Source organism: Novosphingobium sp. AAP1 (assembly GCF_001295765.1).
GTDB classification, from domain to species: domain Bacteria; phylum Pseudomonadota; class Alphaproteobacteria; order Sphingomonadales; family Sphingomonadaceae; genus Novosphingobium; species Novosphingobium capsulatum.
In genome coordinates this window covers 1-19,901 of sequence record NZ_LJHO01000013.1, presented here as the reverse complement: position 1 = coordinate 19,901, position 19,901 = coordinate 1, and the positions used below count along the sequence as shown (strand labels likewise).

Genomic DNA, 19,901 nt, shown 5'->3' with positions numbered 1-19,901 from the left:
AGACAGAGGGCACGATGGCACCGGCTTCTTTCGATACGATCAACCCCGCCACGGGTGAGGTGCTCGCCACCATCCCCATCGCCGGCGCCGCCGAAATCGATGCCGCCGTGGCCCGCGCCCGCGCTGGGCAGCGGCAGTGGGCTCGCCTGACCGGTACCGAGCGGGGCCGCGTGCTGCGCCGGGCGGTCGATATCCTGCGCGCCCGCAACGATGAACTGGCGCTCTTGGAAACCCGCGACACCGGCAAGCCGATCCAGGAAACCATCGCGGTCGATGTGCTTTCGGGTGCCGATTGCATCGAATACTATGCCAACGTGGCAGCCACGATTGCTGGCGAGCACGTCGATCTTGGCCCCGGCGCGTTCGGCTATACCCGGCGCGAGCCGCTGGGCGTCACCGCCGGGATCGGCGCGTGGAACTATCCGCTGCAGATCGCCTGCTGGAAGAGCGCGCCCGCGCTGGCCTGCGGCAATGCGATGATCTTCAAGCCCGCCGAATTGACCCCGCTTACCGCGATCGAGCTGGAAAAGATCTATCTCGAGGCTGGCGTGCCTGAAGGCGTGTTCCAGGTCGTTCAGGGCTTTGCTGCCACTGGCCAGTTGCTGTCGCGCCACCCCGGCATTGCCAAGATATCTCTTACCGGAGAAGTCGGCACGGGCCGCAAGGTGATGGCCGACGCTGCCGCCACGCTCAAGCAGGTCACGCTCGAACTGGGTGGCAAGAGCCCGCTGATCGTGTTTCCCGATGCCGATCTCGACAATGCCGTCTCGGGCGCGCTCCTGGCCAATTTCTACTCGGCCGGTGAAGTCTGCTCCAACGGCACGCGCGTCTTCGTCCACGCCAGCGTCATGGATGATTTCCTCGCCCGGCTGAAAGTGCGGACCGAGGCGATGATCGTGGGCGATCCCGCCGATCCGGCCACCCATGTCGGCGCGCTGATCAGCCAGGCCCACATGGAAAAGGTGCTCGGTTACATCGCCAAAGGCCAGGCCGAAGGGGCCACGCTCGTCACTGGCGGCCATCGCGTGCTCGCCAACGGCTGCGACAAGGGGGCGTTCGTTGCCCCCACCATCTTTGCCGCCTGCAACGACGAGATGGTGATCGTCCAGGAGGAAATCTTCGGCCCGGTCATGGCCGTCCTGCCTTTCACCGATGAGGCCGAGGTGATCGAACGCGCCAATGCCACCGAATTCGGTCTGGCCGGCGCGGTGTTCACCCAGGATCTGACCCGCGCCCACCGCGTCGTCGCCGCGCTCGATGCCGGCACCTGCTGGATCAACACTTATAACATCACCCCGATCGAATTGCCGTTCGGCGGGGTCAAGCAATCGGGCCTGGGCCGCGAGAACAGCCGCGCCGCCATCGAGCACTATACGCGCCTCAAGAGCGTCTATGTCGCCATGGAGCCGATCGATGCCCCCTACTGATGCTTATGCGGGCGAGGCGTTCGATTATGTGATCGTTGGCGCCGGATCGGCCGGTTGCGTGCTGGCCAACCGGCTCACCGCCGATGGCCGCCATCGCGTGCTGCTGCTGGAATTCGGGGGATCGGATCGCTCGATCTTCATCCAGATGCCCGCCGCGCTCGCCTATCCGATGAACACCACGCGCTGGAACTGGCGCTATGAAAGCGAGCCCGAGCCGCATCTCAACAACCGCCGCTTGCATTGTCCGCGCGGCAAGGGGCTGGGCGGCTCATCCTCGATCAACGGCCTCGTCTATGTGCGCGGCAATCCGCTCGATTTTGAATGCTGGGAGGATCAGGGCGCGCGCGGCTGGGGCTATGCCCAGGTGCTGCCCTATTTCAAGCGCGCGGAAACCCGCGCAGAGGGCGGCAATGCCTATCGCGGCGGCGACGGGCCCCTGTCCACCACCTATGGCACGCTCGACAATCCGCTGCACCACGCGTGGATGGAAGCGGCGCAGCAGGCCGGTTACCAGCCGACCGAGGATTACAACGCCTTTCAGCAGGAAGGCTTTGGCCGCATGGACATGACCGTGCGCAAGGGCGAGCGCTGCTCTTCGGCCAAGGCGCATCTCTATGATGCGGTCAAGCGGCCCAATCTCAAGGTTGTGCAGCATGCGCTGGCCACCCGCATTTTGTTCGACGGCACCCGCGCGGTGGGCGTAGAGTACGAACGCGGCGGCACGCTGCACACGGCACGCGCCGGGCGTGAGGTGATCCTCTCGGGCGGGCCGATCAACTCGGTGCAACTGCTCAAGCTGTCGGGCATCGGCCCGGCCCAGGAACTGGCAAGCCATGGTATCCCGGTGTTGGCCGATCGCGCCGGGGTCGGCGCCAACTTGCAGGATCACCTGGAATTCTATTTCCAGATGGCTTGCACCCAGCCGATCACCCTGTTCGGCCACGCCAATCTGGTCGGCAAGGCCAAGGTGGGCCTGGAATGGCTGCTTCGGCGTACCGGCCTTGGCGCGTCCAACCACTTTGAATCCTGCGGTTTCATTCGCAGCCGCGCCGGCATCCGCTATCCCGATATCCAGTATCACTTCTTCCCGATGGCCATCAATTACGACGGCTCCTCGCTCGCCACGGAGCATGGTTTCCAGGCCCACGTCGGGCCGATGCGCTCGAAAAGCCGGGGCACGGTCACGCTGCGCAGCGCCGATCCCCGCGAAAAGCCGGTGATCCGCTTCAACTATATGAGCCACCCGGACGATTGGGCGGAAATGCGCGCCTGTGTGCGCCTCACCCGCGAAATCTTCCAGCAGCCCGCCTTCGCGCCGTTTCGTGGCCGGGAAATCCAGCCCGGCGCCGATTGCGTCAGCGATGAGCAGATCGATGCGTTCATCGCCGACAAGGTGGAAAGCGCGCTGCATCCCTCGTGTACCGCGCGCATGGGCCGCGTCGATGATCGCTTGGCGGTGGTTGACCCAGAACTGCGGGTGATCGGCGTCCAGGGCCTGCGCGTGGTCGACAGTTCGGTCATGCCCTCGATCACCACCGGCAATCTCAATGCGCCCACGATCATGATCGGGGAAAAGGCGGCCGATCACATCCTCGGCAACCCGCTCCTGCCGCCGGCCAACGAGCCTTACTACGTCCACCCCAACTGGGAAACGCAGCAGCGATGATCGGTGAAGACCCCGCGATAACCCCCGCGATGACCTTGGCCGCCCCTGCCGGGGAACTGCACCGCTCGCTCGATTGGAAGGGAGCGTTCTGGGCTTCGTCGGGGGTTCCGGCTGGTGTGCTGCTCACCATGGGTGGCATTGCCGCCACCATCGGCCAGCCAAGCTGGGTGGTCTGGATCGCTTCGATCCTCATGGGGTTTATCCAGAGCTTCGTCTATGCCGAGATTGCCGGGCTCTATCCGCACAAGTCGGGCGGCGCTTCGGTCTATGGCGCGGCGGCCTGGCTGCCCTACAGCCGCTTTGTCGCCCCGATCTCCATCTGGGCCAATTGGCTGGCCTGGTCGCCGGTGCTGACCCTCGCTACCAGCCTGGCCGCCGGCTACATCATGGCCAGCCTGTTCGCGCCCGATGCGGCGATCATGGCCTGGCAGATCAAGCTGGTCGATCTCGGCTTCGTGCGCCCCGGCCTGTCTTTGCGCATCAATGCGGTCTCGCTGATCGCCACTGCGTTCCTGCTGCTCACCTTCGCCTTGCAACATGGCGGTGCTGCGCGGGCGGCCCAAGCCCAAAAGATCCTTGGCCTCGTGTGCCTGGCCCCGCTCATCCTGGTCGGCCTGATCCCGGTGTTCACCGGCAATCTCCCGCGCGAGCATCTCTTCCCGCTGCTGCCCATGCTGCGCGACGCGGCGGGCCATGCCGGCTTTGGCAGCTGGAATGGCTATGGCCTGGTCCTGCTGATGGGCGCGATGTTCGGTGCCGGCTGGTCCACCTACGGCTTTGAAACTGCGGTGTGCTATACCCGCGAATTTCGCAATCCCGCCCGCGATACGCCGCGCGCGATCATCGCCTCGGGCGTGTTGTGCATCCTCGTCTTTGCGCTGGTGCCGCTGGCGTTCCAGGCCTCGCTCGGCCTTGACGCCATGCTCTCACCTTCGATCTACGATGGTTCCGGCGTGGCCCAGGCGCTGGCCTCGATCGTCGTCAAGGGGCTGGGTCTCGTCGCCTCCAGCCATGCCGGCGTGTTGATCGCCAACCTGTTCATCGCCATGCTGATCCTGTCGCTGCTGCTGATCGTGATGACCTCGATGATGGGATCGTCGCGCACGCTCTACCAGGCCTCGCTCGATGGCTGGCTGCCGCGCTATCTCTCGCGCGTGAACAGCCACGGGGCGCCCACCGCCGCGATGTGGACGGACCTGGGCTTCAACCTGATCCTGCTGCTGGCGTCAGACTATTTCGCCGTGCTGATGATCAGCAACGTCTGCTACCTCGCGTTCAATTTCCTCAATCTCCAGGCTGGCTGGATTCATCGCATCGATCGCGGTGACAAGGAGCGCCCGTTCCGCTGCCCCACCTGGCTCCTGGCTCTGGGCTGCACGTTCGGTTTCGTCAACATGGCCTTCATGGGCGCGGGGGCGGATGTGTGGGGCGCAGGCACGCTGCGCAACGGCCTGATCGCGCTGCTGCTGATCGTGCCGGTCTTCGCCTGGCGTCACTATCTGCAGGACAAGGGCGTATTTCCCCATGCCCTGGTCGAAGACTACGCCCGCAACAGCGATGGCACGATGACGCGCCGCGCCGGCTGGCTGCCTTGGCTTGCCCTGGCCGGCTGCGCCGCGCTCATTGCCGTCACGCACGCCTTCGCCTTGCACCACGGCGCGCCCACGGCGGGGTGATCCCCCGCCGCTGCGCTTGGTGTATTGCTCTGTGAAAGCGGTCAGATCGCCGGGCTGAACAGCGCGGGGATCGCCTGGGGCAGGTCGGCCTCGGCCTGGGCGTGGGCACGCGGGTCGTCCACGTCGATCCACCAGGCGCCATCGATTTCCATCGTGGCGGCGCGGCCAGCATCGGCCAGCACCTGCATGCCATCGGAAAGCGATCCAGGGCGGCCCATGGCCACAGCCTGGGCAATCGCGGCGGGCAGGGCTGCCGTCGCCAGGAACGCGCCGCAATCCACCGCGTCATAGGGAAAGATGGTCTTGCCGATCGCCGCGATCGTCCCATCTGGCCGCGTGCGCAACCAGGTGGCGTCGTCAGGATCGACCAGGGGATTGTCGAGCCGGCGATCGATCGCCAGCGTGACGTCACGCGTCGGCGCGCCCTCATGGGTCAGGCGCTGCAGAATCTCGGCGGAAAAGATGTGGTCGGCCATCATCAGCAGGAATGGCCCATCGACCAAGGCCGCGCCGGCGATGACGGAATGCCCATTGGGCAAGGTCCAGTCTGCCACGCGGGCGGCCTGGATGGCCACGCCGCAACGGGCGGCCAGATCGGGCAGGGCGGCTTCTACGCGGGCCGCTTCGTGCCCGGTCACCACCACGATATGGGTAATGCCGGCAGCAGCAGCCTGGCGCACGCCCAGTTCCAAAAGGGGGAAACCGCAAACCGGGGTCAGCGGCTTGGACTGGCTGAGATCGCGCAAGCGCGATCCCAGTCCAGCAGCCAGGATAACCGCATGCCGCGGCACGGCGGCGCCATGGGCGGGCCGCGACACGGCAGCAGTTTCCATGCTTATTCGGCTGCCTGCGGCACGGCAGCGATATATTCATCGACCATGCGCAGCGCGACATCGTCGATGAACTGTTCGGGCGGGTGCTTGCAGAAATAGGCCGACGGGCCGATCAGCGCGCCGCCTTCACCGCGTTCCAGCGCCACCTTGCAGCAACGGATCGCGTCCATCACGCAAGCGGCTGCATTGGGGCTGTCTTCCACCGACAGGCGCAGTTCCAGGTTCACCGGAACGTTGCCCCACTGCACGCCTTCCATGCGCAGGAAGCAGATCTTGTTGTCCTTCTGCCACGGAACGTATTCCGACGGGCCGATCAGGATGTTTTCTTCGGCCAAGCGCTGGGCCAGCATGGCCTGCACGGCTTCAGTCTTCGATTCCTTCTTGCTCGACAGGCGATGGCGGTCGAGCATGTTGAGGAAGTCGGTGTTGCCGCCGGTGTTGAGCTGATAGGTGCGCTCGGTGGTCACGCCGCGTGCCGAAAACAGCGTCGAGAGCGTGCGGTGCACGATCGTGGCGCCAACCTGGGCCTTGATGTCGTCACCCACGATCGGCAGGCCAGCGGCGCGGAAGCGTGCTTCCCATTCCGGGTTGCTGGCAATGAACACCGGGATGCAGTTCACCACGGCAACGCCCGCTTCCAGCGCGCATTCCATGTAGAATTCGCTGGCCTTCTGCGAGCCGACGGGCAGGAAGTTGAGCAGGATTTCGGCGCCCGATTCCTTGAGCGCTGCAACGATGTCGGCCTGGCTCGGGTCTTCACCCTCGGCCACGATGAAACCGCGCTCACCGGCGACGGTCATGTGGTCGGCAACGCCGTCGAGCACGCGGCCGCGCATCACCTTGGCGCCGGTGGTCGGCACGTCCTTGTAGAACACGGTGGTGTTGTTCGGGGCAGCGAAGATCGCCTCGCCCAGATCCTTGCCCACCTTGCGAGCATCGACATCGACCCCGAGAACGAATTCAACGTCGCCCGGCACATAGTCGCCGATGACATCATGGATCAGGCCTTGGGAAGAGTTGTTGTTCTTGTAATAGAAAACACCCTGAACCAGTGAACTGGCGCAGTTGCCGACGCCAATAACCGCGACTTTGATCGATGGCATTTTAGGTAATTCTCCTGCGGTCATGGCGGTGGCCCATGCTGATAACAGCCAGGTACCTGCCTGACACTCAAACGAAACTGTCTTTTCGCGGTGCTGCCCACCCCGCCTTCAAACAAGGAAGAATGAGTGGAACCCGGACGGTCCGGACCGGAAGGCGCCAAAATAGAGCAATCCTCGGGCCATGGCAATGGAGCCCGGTGTGGTTGTTACATTATGACTGCCATACTGCAGCTGCATTGCAACTTTGCGCTCGACTTGTCGCACACTGAAAACGCTTGGGCGCGCGCCCTCGGCGGTTCAGCGCGCGGCAACGCTGTCGGTTGTCGCACTGGCAAAATCATGCTCCAGCCGCCGCGCGGCGCCGCCGGCATGGGCAATCGATGCCAGCAGCACGATATTTAGCACCACCGCTTCGAACAGGAAATAATAGAGCGGCGAACCGGCCAGCATGGCCAAGCCCAGCAGGATCGTGCGGCTGTTGGCGCCCAGGATGCGCCACGCCGGCAGCAGATCGCGGGCATGGCCCCGGGCGATCGCGCGCGCGTTTGCCGTACCGGCCGGATCGGTGGCCAGCCGGTCGTAAGCGGCATCGACCGCAACCCCGCCTGGCGCCAGGGCGCGGCCCAGCAAGAGATAAAGGCGGGCTAGCGCGGTGCCCGGCCCGGTGATCGGCACGTCATCCTGGCGCAGCCACGGGTTGCCATAGGCCCACCACTGATATTGCCGCCGCTGCACTTCATAATGATTGGCCTGCACGATGCGGCTCAGGCCCGCGCCCACCACCGCGATCCAGCACCATGGGCTGACATGCTCCTGCAACCACCAGCCGAGCAGGAGATAGACCACGGTGTGGCTGCCATAATCGCACAGCCCGTCCACCATTTCGCCGTTCGGCCCGCTGCGCCCGGTCAGGCGCGCCAGATCGCCATCGGCGCCATCCACCACGTGCCAGCTCAGATGCAGGGCCAGCCCCAGCAAGACCATCCAGGGCCAGCCCGGCTGGCAATAGACCACGCCGGCGGCCACCACCATGGCTGCCCCGAACACGGAAACCATGTTCGGCGTGATCGGCGTGGGTGCCAGTGCCCAGGCCAGGCGCCACGACAGAGGATGATAGATCCGGCTGTTGAGCCAGTCCTGCAACTCGGCCGGGCGCAGCGGCCGCGGCGGGCGCACCCGTTGATGCGTTTTGACAGGGCCAGAGGTTGCGGTGGTGTTGGGTACGGGACGTGACGGGTTCATCGCCCGCACCCTATACCGCGTCATCGGTCTCGCCAATTGCAAACCATGTCCGTGCCCGTGGCGCGGCGGTGGGTGTCAGCGGATATAGGCCTTGATGATCGCCACCAGTTCCTCGGCGGCCTGGGTCTTGGGATCGCTGCCTGGTTGGCCAGGATCGATCATGTGCTCGCGGATATGGTCTTCGATCACTTCGGCAATGAAGCCTTCCAGGGCGCCGCGGCAGGCCGTTGCCTGTTGCAGCACGCGCGCGCATTCCACTTCGGCGTCCACTGCCCGTTCCAGCGCGTCGATCTGCCCCCTGATGCGTTTCAGCCGGTTGAGCAGTTTCTGCTTTTCGGCTGCCACATGGCTCATGATCCTGGTCCCTTTTTCACTTGATACCGTACTCCCCTAGGGTATAGGGGCGCGCAAGTCGAGTCGTTCCCGGGCCGCGTGTGCATGGCCCAATGACGCGACGAAATTCCAAGGAATCATACCGATGCCGCGAAGTTGCAACCCTTCCGCCGACGAAGGCGACAGTAGGCGCTCAAGCCTGACTGCCGCTTGTGTTGCGGCTGGCAGCTTGCCCGCAGGATCGGTGCGGCACGTCATGTGATGTGTCCTCGGTCCGGCCGGGCGGTTGCCGCCTGACCAAGGACCGAATTGATGATCACGCTTTCCTTCCCGCTGCTGCGGCGCGCATTGCGCGCAGCGACCATCGACAGCCTCCCGGCCCACAACACGCGCCTGTCATATTCCCACGCTAGCGCTGCGGCGGTGAACGGGCTGACGGCTGCATCGATCGAATGGCGCATGGCCGGCCGGCTGGCCACCGCTCTTGCCTGGGGCGCGCTGCTGGCCCAGGCACCGGTTCGCGCCGATGCCCCGCCTGCGGCCCAAGTGGCCGATCAAGCCCCGGATCAAACCATTGCGATCCATGGCCAATATACCCTGGTGGCGCAGGGCGTGGGCGGTTTCGCTTCCCCGTATTCGGCCGACAACAGCCTCGCCCCGCACCAGGTCAAGGCCACCAACGATGCCACGCTCTATCTCGGGGTGCGGCCCTGGCGCGGGGCGGAAGTCTGGGTCAATCCCGAAATCGACCAGGGGTTTGGCCTGTCCAACACGCTGGGCGCAGGCGGATTTCCCAGCGCAGAGGCCTACAAGGTTGGCCAGTTCAGCCCCTACTTCAAGTTGCAGCGCGCGTTCCTGCGGCAGACGATCGCCCTGGGCGGTGATCCCCTGGCCGTGGCCGCGGCACAGAACCAGCTGCGCCTGGCCACCACCGTCAACCGCCTGGTGATCACCGTAGGCAAGATGGGCGTGGGCGATGTCTTCGACACCAACCGCTATGCCCACGATCCGCGCGGCGATTTCCTCAACTGGTCGCTCGTCGATACCGGCAGTTTTGATTACGCCGCCAACGCCTGGGGCTATACCTATGGCGTCGCGGCCGAATGGTACCAGGGTCCGTGGACCTTGCGTGCCGGGCTCTACAACCTGTCCCAGGTGCCCAACGGCGTCGCGCTGGAAAGCAATTTCTCGCAGAACGCGCTGATTGCCGAGGTTGAGCGCCGCTTCACCCTTGCTGGCCATCCCGGCGCCGTGCGCGTCACCGGCTTCCGCAACCGTGGTCGCTTTGCCCGGTTCGATGATGCCCTGGCGCTCGCAGCCGCTAGCGGGCAGACTGTGCCAGACCTGGCCCCGGCGCGCCGTGTGCAGGATCGCCTCGGCATCGCGTTCAATGCCGAACAGGAAGTGACCGGCAGCCTTGGCCTGTTCATGCGCGGCGGGTGGAGCGATGGGCGGATCGAAACCTACGATTTCACCGATATCGACCGCACCCTGGCATTCGGTGGCTCGCTGACCGGCAAGGGCTGGGGGCGCCCGCAGGATACCTTCGCCGTTGCTGGTGTCGCCAACGGCATTTCGGCGGCGCACAAGCGGTGGCTCGCGGCCGGTGGTCTGGGTGTGCTGGTGGGCGATGGCGCGCTGCCCCATCCTGGGACGGAGCAGATCGTGGAAGCCTATTATGCCTTCCGTCCGGTCGGCTGGGGTTCAATGACGTTTGATTATCAGCACATCGCCAATCCCGGCTACAACCGCGATCGCGGACCGGCCAATATCTTTGCCTTGCGTGTCCACGCCGGCTTCTGAAAGAGCCTGGATCATGACCACCACCCGCCTGCCCAGCTTTTCGCGCATGCTGCGGCTCACCCGCCCGAACCGCGAGGATGCGATTGCCTTCGCCATCCTCTCGGGCCTGGCCGTGCTGGTCTTCCGCGCGGCCGAAGGCGCCGTGGCCCCGCTCAGCAGTCTCAATCTCGAACCGGTCACGCTCGCGCCGGTGCATCTGCCCTACTATGCGCTGCGCACCGTGCTGCGGATGTTCGCCGCCTTGCTGGCCTCCACCGTGTTCACGCTGGTCGTGGCCACGTTGGCGGCGCGCAGCCGCCACGCCGGGCGGCTCATCGTGCCGGCGCTCGATATCCTGCAATCCGTGCCGATCCTGGGCTTCCTCACGTTCACCGTCACGTTCTTCATGAACCTCTTCCCCGGCAACGTGCTGGGGGTGGAACTCGCCAGCGTCTTTGCCATCTTCACCTCGCAGGCGTGGAACATGGCGTTCAGCTTCTACCAGTCGCTGCGCAGCGTGCCCGGCGATCTGGAGGAAGTGTGCCAGGGCTTTGCACTGTCGCCGGTGCGCCGTTTCCTCCGGCTCGATCTGCCGTTTGCCACGCCGGCGCTGGTGTGGAACGCGATGATGTCGATGTCTGGGGGCTGGTTCTTCGTGGTGGCATCCGAAGCGATCACCGTGGGCAACACCACCGCCACGCTGCCGGGTATCGGTTCCTATCTCGCCATGGCGATCCAGCAGCAGAATTTCCACGCCGTGGGCTGGGCGGTGGGCACGATGGCGCTGGTCATCCTGGCCTATGACCAGTTGTTCTTCCGCCCGATCGTGGCTTGGGCCGATCGCTTCCGCTTTGAACAGACCGCCAGCGCTGATGCCCCGCAAAGCTGGTTTCATGATCTCTTGCGCCGCACCCGCCTGCTGCCGGTGGTGCTGGCGCCGCTGGCCACGCTGGGCCGGCTGCTCCTTGCGCTCGAACCGCGCGCGCGGCGCCAGCGTGTCGTGGTCGATGGCGCATCCAACCCCTGGCTGGAACGGCTGTGGCAGGCAGGGGTGTGGCTCGGCGTGATCGCGGCGCTCGGCTGGACCGGGCACTACGTGCTCACCTCGCTTACCTTGCAAGACATGGCCCAGGCCCTGGGCGACGCCATGATCACCATGGTGCGCGTGATCGTGCTGATCGTGCTGGCCAGCGTGATCTGGGTGCCGCTGGGCGTGATGATCGGCCTGCGCCCGCGCCTTGCCGAACGGGTTCAGCCGATCGCCCAGTTTCTCGCGGCCTTTCCCGCCAACGTCCTGTTTCCCTTTGCCGTCATCGCCATTGTCCGCTTCGGCCTGGCGCCCGATGTGTGGCTGTCGCCGCTGATGATCCTCGGCACGCAGTGGTACATCCTGTTCAACGTCATCGCCGGGGCCAGCGCCATTCCCAACGACCTGCGTGAGGCGGCCGGCATGTTTGGCGTGCGCGGGTGGCAGTGGTGGCGCCAGGTCGCGCTGCCCGGCATCTTCCCGTACTATATCACCGGCGCCCTTACCGCGTCGGGCGGCTCGTGGAATGCCTCGATCGTGGCCGAAGTGGTCACCTGGGGTGATCACCACCTGCGCGCCCATGGCCTTGGCGCCTATATTGCCGATGCCACCACCGCCGGAAACTATCCGCAGGTGGCATTGGGCATCGCGGTGATGAGCCTGTTCGTGCTCGGCTTCAACCGCCTGGTGTGGCGCCCGCTCTATGCCTTTGGCGAACGCCGCCTGCGCCTCTGACTGCCCTGCCTTTTCCCCGTCCCTGGCTTATCGTTTTCGGAGTATCCCCATGGCAACTCTCCTGCCGCCCCAGCCGCTGATCGAGGTCAAGGGCCTGAACCATTTCTATGGTCCGCCGCCCGGTGGCCATCTCGTGCTCGAAAACGTCGATCTCACGCTCTACCAGAACGAGGTCGTCGGGCTGCTCGGTCGCTCCGGCTCGGGCAAGTCCACGCTGCTGCGCTCGATCGCCGGCCTGATCCATCCGCGCCAGGGCACCGTTGCGCGCATCGCGAGCGAGGATTGCCCCGATCCCAGCGTCGCCATGGTGTTCCAGACCTTCGCCCTGTTTCCCTGGCTCACCGTGCTGCAAAACGTGGAACTGGGGCTCGAGGCGCAGAAAGTGCCCGCCGCCGAACGCCGCAGCCGCGCGCTGGCCGCGATCGACCTGATCGGCCTCGATGGCTTTGAAAACGCCTATCCCAAGGAACTGTCGGGCGGCATGCGCCAGCGCGTCGGCCTGGCCCGCGCGCTGGTCGTCAATCCCTCGCTCCTGCTGATGGACGAACCCTTTTCCGCGCTCGATGTGCTTACCGCTGAAACGCTGCGCACCGATCTGCTCGATCTCTGGTCGGAAGGGCGGATGCCGATCAAGTCGATCCTGATCGTCACCCACAATATCGAGGAAGCGGTGCAGATGTGCGACCGCATCCTGGTCTTCTCGTCCAATCCCGGCCGCGTCGTGGCCGAGATCAAGGTGGATATCCCGCGCCCGCGCGATCGCCTCGATCCGCCGTTCCGCGCGCTGGTCGATGACATCTATGCGCGGATGACCGCCCGCCCGGCCGATGCCGCCCGCCCGCGTGAAGGGGTGTTCCCCGGCACTGGCATCGCCATGGTCCTGCCGCATGTGTCTACCAACACGCTGGCGGGCCTGATCGAAGAGGTCGACGGTACCCCGTTCAACGGCCGCGCCAGCATGGCGGAACTGGCTGATTCCCTCAATTTCGAGATCGACGATCTCTTCCCCATGGCCGAAACCCTGCAACTGCTGCGCTTTGCCGAACTGCGCGGGGCCGAACTGCTGCTCACGCCCGCGGCGCGCCGCTATGCCCAGGCCGATGTCGATCACCGCAAGGCGATGTTCGGAGAGGCGCTGCTCGCCCACGTTCCGCTCGCCGGCCACATCCGCCGCATCCTTGATGAACGCGCCAGCCACAAGGCCCCCGCGCGCCGCTTCCGCGACGAGCTGGAGGACCACATGAGCCCGGATTTCGCCAGCGAAACGCTCAAGACCGTGACCAACTGGGGCCGCTACGCCGAAGTCTTCACCTACCACGAGGATGACGACCAGTTCAGCCTGGATGATCCGCAATAATCCGGCGTGGGGCGGCGCGCACCTACCGGATTTGCGGGTATGAAGAAGGAATGGGAGCGGAAAAGACTTGGGGGAATGCCGCCGGTGAAGGGAATCGAATTAGGCCGTGAACCCATAAATGAAACTATCGCTTTGTCGGCTTCCGCGCGCGGAATAGGATGGGTCCGACAAAGCAAATGTAAGCGACTGACGCAGCGACTGCGGCTCGCCGTGGCCAGCCTGGCTCTAGCGTTATTCCCCTGACGAGGAAGCCGAACGTCAGCATGGCCGCGACGACCAAGGTCGGCACCAATGCTGTGAGTAGCGCAGCTTTCAGTCTGGCAAAGGGTTCCTCCATGCCGTCATTCAAGCGCCTTTCTTTCCGAGAAGAAAGGTGATTCAGCATTGGCATGAGCCGATATGATCTGACTGACTTCGAGTGGCGCGTGATTGAACCGCTGCTGCCCAACAAGCCCCGAGGCGTGCCGCGTGCAGATGACCGACGCGTGCTGAACGGCATCTTTTGGGTGCTGCGATCCGGTGCGCCGTGGCGCGATTTGCCGGAACGCTATGGCCCGCGCACAACCTGCTACAACCGCTTCGCCCGATGGCGAAAGGTAGGCGTGTGGGATCGGATGATGGACGCCATCACCGCTGCCCGCGATGGCGACATCCAAATGATCGACAGCACTTCTGTTCGCGCCCACCAGCAGGCCGCGACGGCAAAAAGGGGGATCGAGATCATTGTCTCGGTCGCTCCCGAGGCGGCCTCACGACCAAAATCCACGCGGTCGTCGACGGGCAAGGCCTCCCGATCCGGCTAAGCCTAACCGCTGGGCAAAGCCACGACGGGCAAGCGGCTGACGGTTTGCTTGATCATGTTGGCGCTGGAACGATCGTGCTGGCCGACAAAGCCTATGACGCCGATCGCATCCGCACGTCTCTCCGCGAGAAGGGGGCGTTCGCCAATATCCCGCCGAAGTCGAACCGGCGATCCAAACCTTACTTCAGCACATGGCTCTACCGCGAGCGGAACCTGATCGAGCGCTTCTTCTCCAAGTTGAAGCACTTCCGCCGGGTCGCAACTCGCTACGACAAGCTGGCCAAAAACTTCCTCGCCATGGTCCAACTGGCCTCAATGCGGCTGTGGCTCCGTGTTTATGAGTCTACAGCCTAGCATTCTATCCAATTGATAAGGCGACAGGTTATTCGATGATTCGCAAATCGGTCCATCGGGGGTGCCACTGTCAAGCGAAAAGTAAATGGGTTCGGTTCGCAGGAGCGGAATCCAATGTCCGATTCGGCCGAGTCGTGGGCCACTTGCGCCTCGGATTTATGCACCCGGGTTGTGACCCAGATCGCCCTCATACCGGTCATTCAGAGCCGCGGGCATTACCTTCGAAACCGGTCATAGGTTCATCGGGTGAAACTCAGCAGCGGATGGCCGGTCTCATGGCCCGGCGCGGCCATGTGGGCCGGCGGCAACTGGGGGAAGCAGTCTGGTTCGATAGGCAGATGGCGTTAGCTCCCGTCCCAAAGAGATCATCACCACAAGAAGCCGCTGCTCAAACCCATGTTGCTCATGTTGCCGTGCGAAACGTATTGTAGGGATTGCCGTCACTCGCCCGAGATCACGTCAATCGCTGCGCACGCAGGGGGTCGAATCGGACGATCTCACGAAGGCTGACCAGCGTCTCGAACATCCGTACATCCTCGTCCGCTGCCAGGATTTCATCCGAGAACCGTTGATACTCCTCGATAGAGGGGACCGCGACGATCAGCAGAAAGTCTGTCTGGCCAGTAACGTGCCATGCCGCCACCACCTCGGGTTGACGCTGAATCTTCATCGCGAATGCCTGTTCGGCGCGAAGATTGCTGTGCTGGAGTTGAACCAGGACATGCATGGTAATGGCCGGCTTCAGCCGCGCCGGATCGATGACTGAAACGTCGGCAACGATGACGCCGATTGCGCGCAGCCGGCGCAACCGGCGTAGCACAGCACTTTCGGAAAGACCCACCCGCTGGGCAATGATCCGAGCCGGTTCAAGATTGTTGAGCCGCACCACCGCAATGATGCGGTGATCGAAGTCGTCCAGGTCGGCGTTTTCCGTCATATGGGCAGTCTTATTGATGAATCCCGCTGTCAAACAACAGGAATAACCGCCTTCCACTACGATCTCGGCGCTATCGTCGCGCCATGACCGTGCAATCCGATACATTGGGCTCTGTTGCCCCGACCGGCCGCTTTCGGCCCTACGCCGCGCTGTTTGCTTCAATCGTCACATTCTCCTTGGGCACGTCCTTCGCAAAGTCGCTGTTTCCGCTCGTCGGCGCTGCGGGAACGACTGCCTACCGTGTCGGCTTCTCTGCGGTCATTCTGCTTGCTGTGATGCGCCCGTGGCGAACACCTCTCTGTCGCCACGACATCATTAGAATCGTTCCTTACGGCGTAGCGCTGGGCACGATGAACCTGTGCTTCTACCTGTCACTACGGACGACCCCGCTTGGCCTCGCGATCGCGATCGAGTTCCTGGGGCCGCTCACGGTGTCGCTGATCTGCTCGCATCGGCCGATGCAGTTCGCGATGACCGGACTGGCAGTGACGGGACTGCTACTCCTGCTACCGTTGCGTCCGACCGATCACGCCCTTGATGCTGCTGGCATCTTGTTCGCGCTCGCTGCGGCAATCTGCTGGGCACTCTATATCGTGTTTGGCAAGCGGACCACTCACCTGCCGTCCGGGCAGACCGTCGCATTCGGCATGGTCGCGGCCGCGATCGTCGTCGTCCCGATCGGTATCTACCAGACCGGCGTCGCCCTCCTCACGCCGGAATGGATCGTCATGGGACTGGCGGCGGCCCTGCTGTCGAGCGCCATTCCATATTCGCTGGAAATGGTCGCAATGAAATCCATACCGGCGAACAGCCTGGGCGTGTTGCTAAGCATAGAGCCCGCAGTCGGGGCGATCGTCGGCGCGGTGGTGCTGGGCGAACTGCTGACCAGCCTCCAGTGGCTCGCCGTCGCTCTTGTCGTCAGCGCGTCGATTGGTATGGTTCTGACGAGCAAGATCGCGGGAACGTCATAAGAAGCATCGACACGCGATTGAGCAACGCTCTGCCAAAAGGGTCGAGAAACGGGAAACCGCAAGCGGTTTAGCCTGCCGGTATCTCATAAACTGCAACGCCCTCATGTAACTCTGGGACGCGAGCCACGATGTCACCCGCCGGTGTTACGATGGCTGTGCATCCCCAGCTTGTGAGATGACCTGCGGTGCCGACGACATCGGAGGACGCCACCCAGCACTTCGTCTGGCGGGCGCGATTGATCAGGTTCGCCACGCTCTTCTCCCGCCAATGATCGGCCGTCTCGGAGGCCAGCATATTGTTCAGGGGATAGACGATCAGTCCCGCATTTTGGTCGGCTATGGGCTGGGCCGCAACAGGAAAGTTGGCGTCGTTGCAGATATTCACGCCGTACCGAACGCCCAACCGCCGAAAGATTGGGAAGTCGGTGCCAGCAGTAACTCCCGGTTCATTTGGATGCGCCTTCGCGTATCGCCCAACAACCTGACCGGCTTCGATGACGAATGCGCTATTGAATATCTGTCCATTGACGAGGTTGAACGCGCCTACCACGAGCGTTGAACGAAAAGTCGCCACGCGTTCGCACAACGCGGCGATGGCGGGGCCCCCTCTGCGCGCGCGGGATCGGATCGTCTCCTGGTCATAGGAATGCCCGAGCAGGAACGCCTCTGGGAATATAATAAGATCAATACCTTCGATGTCTGCCCAGCGAAGCCTATGCACGATCGCGTCACTGGCGCGGTGCAAGTCATCGACGATGGCGAAGGATTGAACGGCAGCAATACGCATCGGCGGCAGATGCCCCAGATTGCCGTTTCGTGGAAGGGAACGATCAGCGAGATGGTAGAGGTCTCCCATGCTGTCCGATTGCCCGGCCTTGACTTCGGCTCCTGCGTGCTACCACCTTGACGGAAACAGCAGCACCGCTAGCGATCGCAGCTGATGCCGAGCTATTTCTTCCCATGTCTGGCGCTAGTGCCCGGCGATTTGCCGCCGATCGTAAAGACGGCGCAGGCAGTGCTGCGCCGACGCGAATGGGAAACCACCACCTTCGACTTTGCGACGCTCGGTGCCTCGCACAAGCTGCAATTCTCCTGGCATCTGCTCGACGTGTTTCTCAACGATTGCCACCTCGAAATCGAAATCAGGGGGGCGCCGGACTTCGCGCAAGCGCAGGAGCGCGTCCGCATCTTGCAGGTGATGCTGTACCTGAAGTGGGTGTCGCCATTCATCATGCCGGTCGGCATGACGCATACGCTGCGCGACTATAGTGGACTCAACTATCGCGATTCCGCGACGATGCGCCCCGAGCTGCCGCCCGGACTCCAGAGCGGCTTCGTGTCGGCGGACGGCAAGATCGAGGGCTGGCTGCATGAGCCGACCTTTCAGTCGATCACGGTTGGGGCAACGCGGACCGTTTCGGCGCAGGCGTTCACCGACGCAGTCGCGGACGCCGAACGTTGGATGGCTCTTGAGATGGCGCATCAGCCGCTCAAGGCTGCACGTCTCGCCTTGCAGACGGCGCCTGCCATTCCCGATCTGTCCTCGTCGCTGCTGCATATCTGGCAGGGCATCGAAGCGCTGTTTCCCAATGTCTCAACCGAAGTGTCATTCCGACTCGGTCTGCTTGTGAGTCAGCTTTGCGCGCCGGTGCGGAGCGACCGCCTCAAAACCTACGAGGAAACGAAGCGCAGTTATGCGCGACGTTCACGGGCAGCGCATGGCAGCGGCGGCAAGCTCGACCATCGCGACTGGGTCGACGCATGGGATCTCCTGATATTGTGCCTGTTAGCCTGCCTCGCACGCGAAGCATTGCCAAGCGAGGACATTCTGACACGTGAACTGCTGGGCTGAAAATTCCCGGGTAATACCGCCTTCATTGCGGACGTTCCCGCAGCAGCGGTCGACAACGAAACCGTGCCTTCGTTCATCTCGGATTGGGAGCCTGGTGACAGCTACTTTTCATGAGGCTATTCAATCTTTTGGCCGGCCGGAAGTGGCGAGAGGCCGACACCAATTACGGCGCAGAAAGTATTCTCGCTAGCAGGGCTGGCCGAGCTAAAGTGGTCAGCGGTACTGGCTGCAGCTGGAGACACGCGATGAGGCTCGACATATCCGAACTGAAATGGGCTGCCTGGTTCTGTGGGCTGATATTGCTGAACGGGTTTAATTCCAGCGCCAAGGCCGACGAGCGGCCCGGAGCAACCGGTGTGTGCTTCAGCCATTTGTCGGCCTTACGCGATGGCCAAGTCATTTCTTATCATCAGGTCGTTCTGGTGCGTTCGTCTGGAGACTTGGCTCGAGACATCCAGCGAATCAACTCGGTTTCAAGCGATCGGTGGTTCTTCCAAAACCCACACACGCTTCCAAACGTGTGGCTTTCCGCGTGGCTGGAGGACCAATCCGCCACCAGCGTCACCGGACCAGACTGCTCGAGGCTGCCGATGGCGAGTCACTGAGGGGCATTGGACTTCCAAATCGAACGTTCGCAAGTGGGCACAAACCGTCATTTTGACCATCGCCTCGTCCTCCGCCACGATCGCCCTAATAGCGGCCGTTCAGGCGCCTGAGCCCACACGTCGAAAGCCGTCGTTTGTTCATCAACATCGCTGGCCCCATGAACAGCCTGGGTTGGTGGGAAGCGGACAGGCAGCTTTCAGGAGGCTGGTGGCGATAGCTGCCGTTCCCGAAAGTGATCGCATATTGAGAACGCAGATTCTTTGCCGGAACCTGTTGGTGCGAAGTTCCGGGAAAGTGCGTGCATCGCGTCAGCTTCTATTTCGCGCTAATATAGAACGAGTCCACTTCGCTGATATCTACAGCGTGGATCAAGCGATCGGGGCCAAAGCGGTAGAACGTTGATCGAGTTGTCGGCCTCGGATCGCCACTTTCCGGTGTGCTGACAGCGTTGTTCTGCGTGTCAAACTGGTCCAGAACCAACAGAGCGCCGTCGCCCTTCCAACCCATGCTGGTCCCCAGCGTCTTGCCGTAATAGTGAGACCGGTCATTTGACCACCATTTCAGCCAAGCAGCCTTTCCTGATGCGATACGCTGACCGTTAATGCTGGCGACTACATCACTGGCGAAAAGCTTGGCAATTTTTGCTTGATCCTTGTTCGCCGCATCTGTCAGCACGTCACCAGCAGAGAAAACATAAGCCGGTGGAGGAGGAGGCGCACTTGCTGCTGCGGAGGTGGAGAGCATCGTCATCGACAGGACGGAGGCGAGGCATATGCCGATCGAGCGCATCGTAGGTAGGGCCCTCAAGGGATGGTCCTTTGAGCCTATACGTCCAACGTGACAGTTTCCATTGCTGCCGGCCTTCCCGATTGGGAACAGCCGGCGAGACGGACGGGGCCGATGCACGCGGACGCCCGGATGCGGGCTTTGCTTTCCCAAAACCTGTTCCCGATTGTGTTTTCCCGAAATGGCATATCGGAGATGGAGAAACGGAACGGTCCAGCATTCCCGAAATGGCCGGTTTCGGGGAGCCATGTTGATCGATTGAACGGCGAGGGCTGGGCGCGAGCCGCCGATTTGGGCATTGTGCCGCGACCGCCGCAATTCCTGCCGTTCCCGAGGCCGGATGCCGACAACGAAACTGCGCCTTCGTTCATCTCGATGAGAAATGGGGCGCTTCAACCAACAGCAGGGGATC

Annotated in this window: 18 protein-coding genes; 11 read left to right on the top strand and 7 right to left on the bottom strand. The window is 63.2% G+C overall.

Annotation, left to right across the window (positions count from 1 at the left end):
- The first annotated feature begins 14 nt into the window (after nt 1-14).
- The 3 genes from betB to IP65_RS17405 are packed head-to-tail and all read left to right on the top strand — an operon-like array spanning nt 15 to nt 4,769.
- Nucleotides 15-1,427: a betaine-aldehyde dehydrogenase gene (betB, locus tag IP65_RS17415; RefSeq protein ID WP_054132454.1), complete on the top strand. Its 1,413-nt coding sequence runs from the start codon at nt 15-17 to the stop codon at nt 1,425-1,427.
- Nucleotides 1,414-3,093, top strand: a complete 1,680-nt coding sequence (gene betA, locus IP65_RS17410) for a choline dehydrogenase (protein ID WP_054132453.1) — start codon at nt 1,414-1,416, stop codon at nt 3,091-3,093. The genes betB and betA overlap by 14 nt, the downstream gene beginning before the upstream one ends.
- The gene (locus IP65_RS17405; protein WP_054132452.1) at nt 3,090-4,769 is read left to right on the top strand and encodes an APC family permease; all 1,680 of its coding nucleotides are present in this window, start codon (nt 3,090-3,092) and stop codon (nt 4,767-4,769) included. Before betA ends, IP65_RS17405 begins: the two co-directional genes overlap by 4 nt.
- A 41-nt stretch (nt 4,770-4,810) precedes the next feature.
- Here IP65_RS17405 and IP65_RS17400 read toward each other — a convergent pair whose 3' ends face one another.
- The 4 genes from IP65_RS17400 to IP65_RS17385 all read right to left on the bottom strand — a co-directional run bounded on the left by IP65_RS17400 (nt 4,811) and on the right by IP65_RS17385 (nt 8,301).
- On the bottom strand, nt 4,811-5,602 hold the full coding sequence (locus IP65_RS17400) for an NTP transferase domain-containing protein (protein ID WP_054132451.1): 792 nt from the start codon (nt 5,600-5,602) through the stop codon (nt 4,811-4,813).
- Between the two features lie 2 nt (nt 5,603-5,604).
- On the bottom strand, nt 5,605-6,705 hold the full coding sequence (locus IP65_RS17395; RefSeq protein ID WP_054132450.1) for an inositol-3-phosphate synthase: 1,101 nt from the start codon (nt 6,703-6,705) through the stop codon (nt 5,605-5,607).
- A gap of 297 nt (nt 6,706-7,002) precedes the next feature.
- Nucleotides 7,003-7,881: a CDP-alcohol phosphatidyltransferase family protein gene (locus tag IP65_RS17390; RefSeq protein WP_054132449.1), complete on the bottom strand. Its 879-nt coding sequence runs from the start codon at nt 7,879-7,881 to the stop codon at nt 7,003-7,005.
- A 141-nt stretch (nt 7,882-8,022) separates the two neighbouring features.
- Entirely contained in the window at nt 8,023-8,301 is a 279-nt protein-coding gene (locus tag IP65_RS17385; protein ID WP_022676028.1) for a metal/formaldehyde-sensitive transcriptional repressor, read from the bottom strand.
- Between the two features lie 438 nt (nt 8,302-8,739).
- Here IP65_RS17385 and IP65_RS17380 point away from each other — a divergent pair, with 438 nt between their 5' ends.
- The 4 genes from IP65_RS17380 to IP65_RS21005 all read left to right on the top strand — a co-directional run bounded on the left by IP65_RS17380 (nt 8,740) and on the right by IP65_RS21005 (nt 14,337).
- Nucleotides 8,740-10,083, top strand: coding sequence for a carbohydrate porin (locus tag IP65_RS17380; protein WP_054132490.1), 1,344 nt, complete (start codon nt 8,740-8,742; stop codon nt 10,081-10,083).
- A gap of 13 nt (nt 10,084-10,096) precedes the next feature.
- A complete protein-coding gene (locus tag IP65_RS17375) occupies nt 10,097-11,824 on the top strand; it encodes an ABC transporter permease subunit (RefSeq protein WP_054132448.1) in 1,728 nt (575 codons plus the stop codon).
- A gap of 49 nt (nt 11,825-11,873) precedes the next feature.
- Complete coding sequence (locus IP65_RS17370; protein WP_054132447.1) at nt 11,874-13,181, top strand: AAA-associated domain-containing protein; 1,308 nt, start codon at nt 11,874-11,876, stop codon at nt 13,179-13,181.
- Between the two features lie 389 nt (nt 13,182-13,570).
- Nucleotides 13,571-14,337, top strand: a protein-coding gene (locus tag IP65_RS21005; protein WP_156306687.1) for an IS5 family transposase whose coding sequence is annotated in 2 segments (ribosomal slippage) — nt 13,571-13,883 and nt 13,883-14,337 — 768 coding nt in all. Because the reading frame shifts where the segments join, the coding sequence is not laid out codon by codon here.
- A gap of 454 nt (nt 14,338-14,791) precedes the next feature.
- Here IP65_RS21005 and IP65_RS17355 read toward each other — a convergent pair.
- Nucleotides 14,792-15,274 (bottom strand): Lrp/AsnC family transcriptional regulator, encoded by a 483-nt coding sequence (locus IP65_RS17355; RefSeq protein WP_054132444.1) that lies wholly within the window; start codon nt 15,272-15,274, stop codon nt 14,792-14,794.
- Nucleotides 15,275-15,357: 83 nt separating this feature from the next.
- Here IP65_RS17355 and IP65_RS17350 point away from each other — a divergent pair, with 83 nt between their 5' ends.
- The gene (locus tag IP65_RS17350) at nt 15,358-16,245 is read left to right on the top strand and encodes a DMT family transporter (RefSeq protein WP_054132443.1); all 888 of its coding nucleotides are present in this window, start codon (nt 15,358-15,360) and stop codon (nt 16,243-16,245) included.
- Nucleotides 16,246-16,312: 67 nt separating this feature from the next.
- Here IP65_RS17350 and IP65_RS17345 read toward each other — a convergent pair whose 3' ends face one another.
- Complete coding sequence (locus tag IP65_RS17345; RefSeq protein ID WP_054132442.1) at nt 16,313-17,032, bottom strand: carbon-nitrogen hydrolase family protein; 720 nt, start codon at nt 17,030-17,032, stop codon at nt 16,313-16,315.
- Nucleotides 17,033-17,185: 153 nt separating this feature from the next.
- Between IP65_RS17345 and IP65_RS17340 the strand changes: the two genes are divergently transcribed.
- On the top strand, nt 17,186-18,097 hold the full coding sequence (locus tag IP65_RS17340; protein ID WP_054132441.1) for a hypothetical protein: 912 nt from the start codon (nt 17,186-17,188) through the stop codon (nt 18,095-18,097).
- 245 nt (nt 18,098-18,342) lie between these two features.
- The gene (locus tag IP65_RS21450; protein WP_156306686.1) at nt 18,343-18,702 is read left to right on the top strand and encodes a hypothetical protein; all 360 of its coding nucleotides are present in this window, start codon (nt 18,343-18,345) and stop codon (nt 18,700-18,702) included.
- Nucleotides 18,703-19,018: 316 nt separating this feature from the next.
- Here the strand turns inward: IP65_RS21450 and IP65_RS17335 are convergent, their stop codons facing one another.
- Nucleotides 19,019-19,492: a hypothetical protein gene (locus IP65_RS17335; RefSeq protein WP_156306684.1), complete on the bottom strand. Its 474-nt coding sequence runs from the start codon at nt 19,490-19,492 to the stop codon at nt 19,019-19,021.
- A 48-nt stretch (nt 19,493-19,540) separates the two neighbouring features.
- Between IP65_RS17335 and IP65_RS22025 the strand changes: the two genes are divergently transcribed.
- Nucleotides 19,541-19,901: hypothetical protein (locus IP65_RS22025; protein WP_231627766.1), on the top strand; the 361-nt coding region annotated here is incomplete at its 3' end.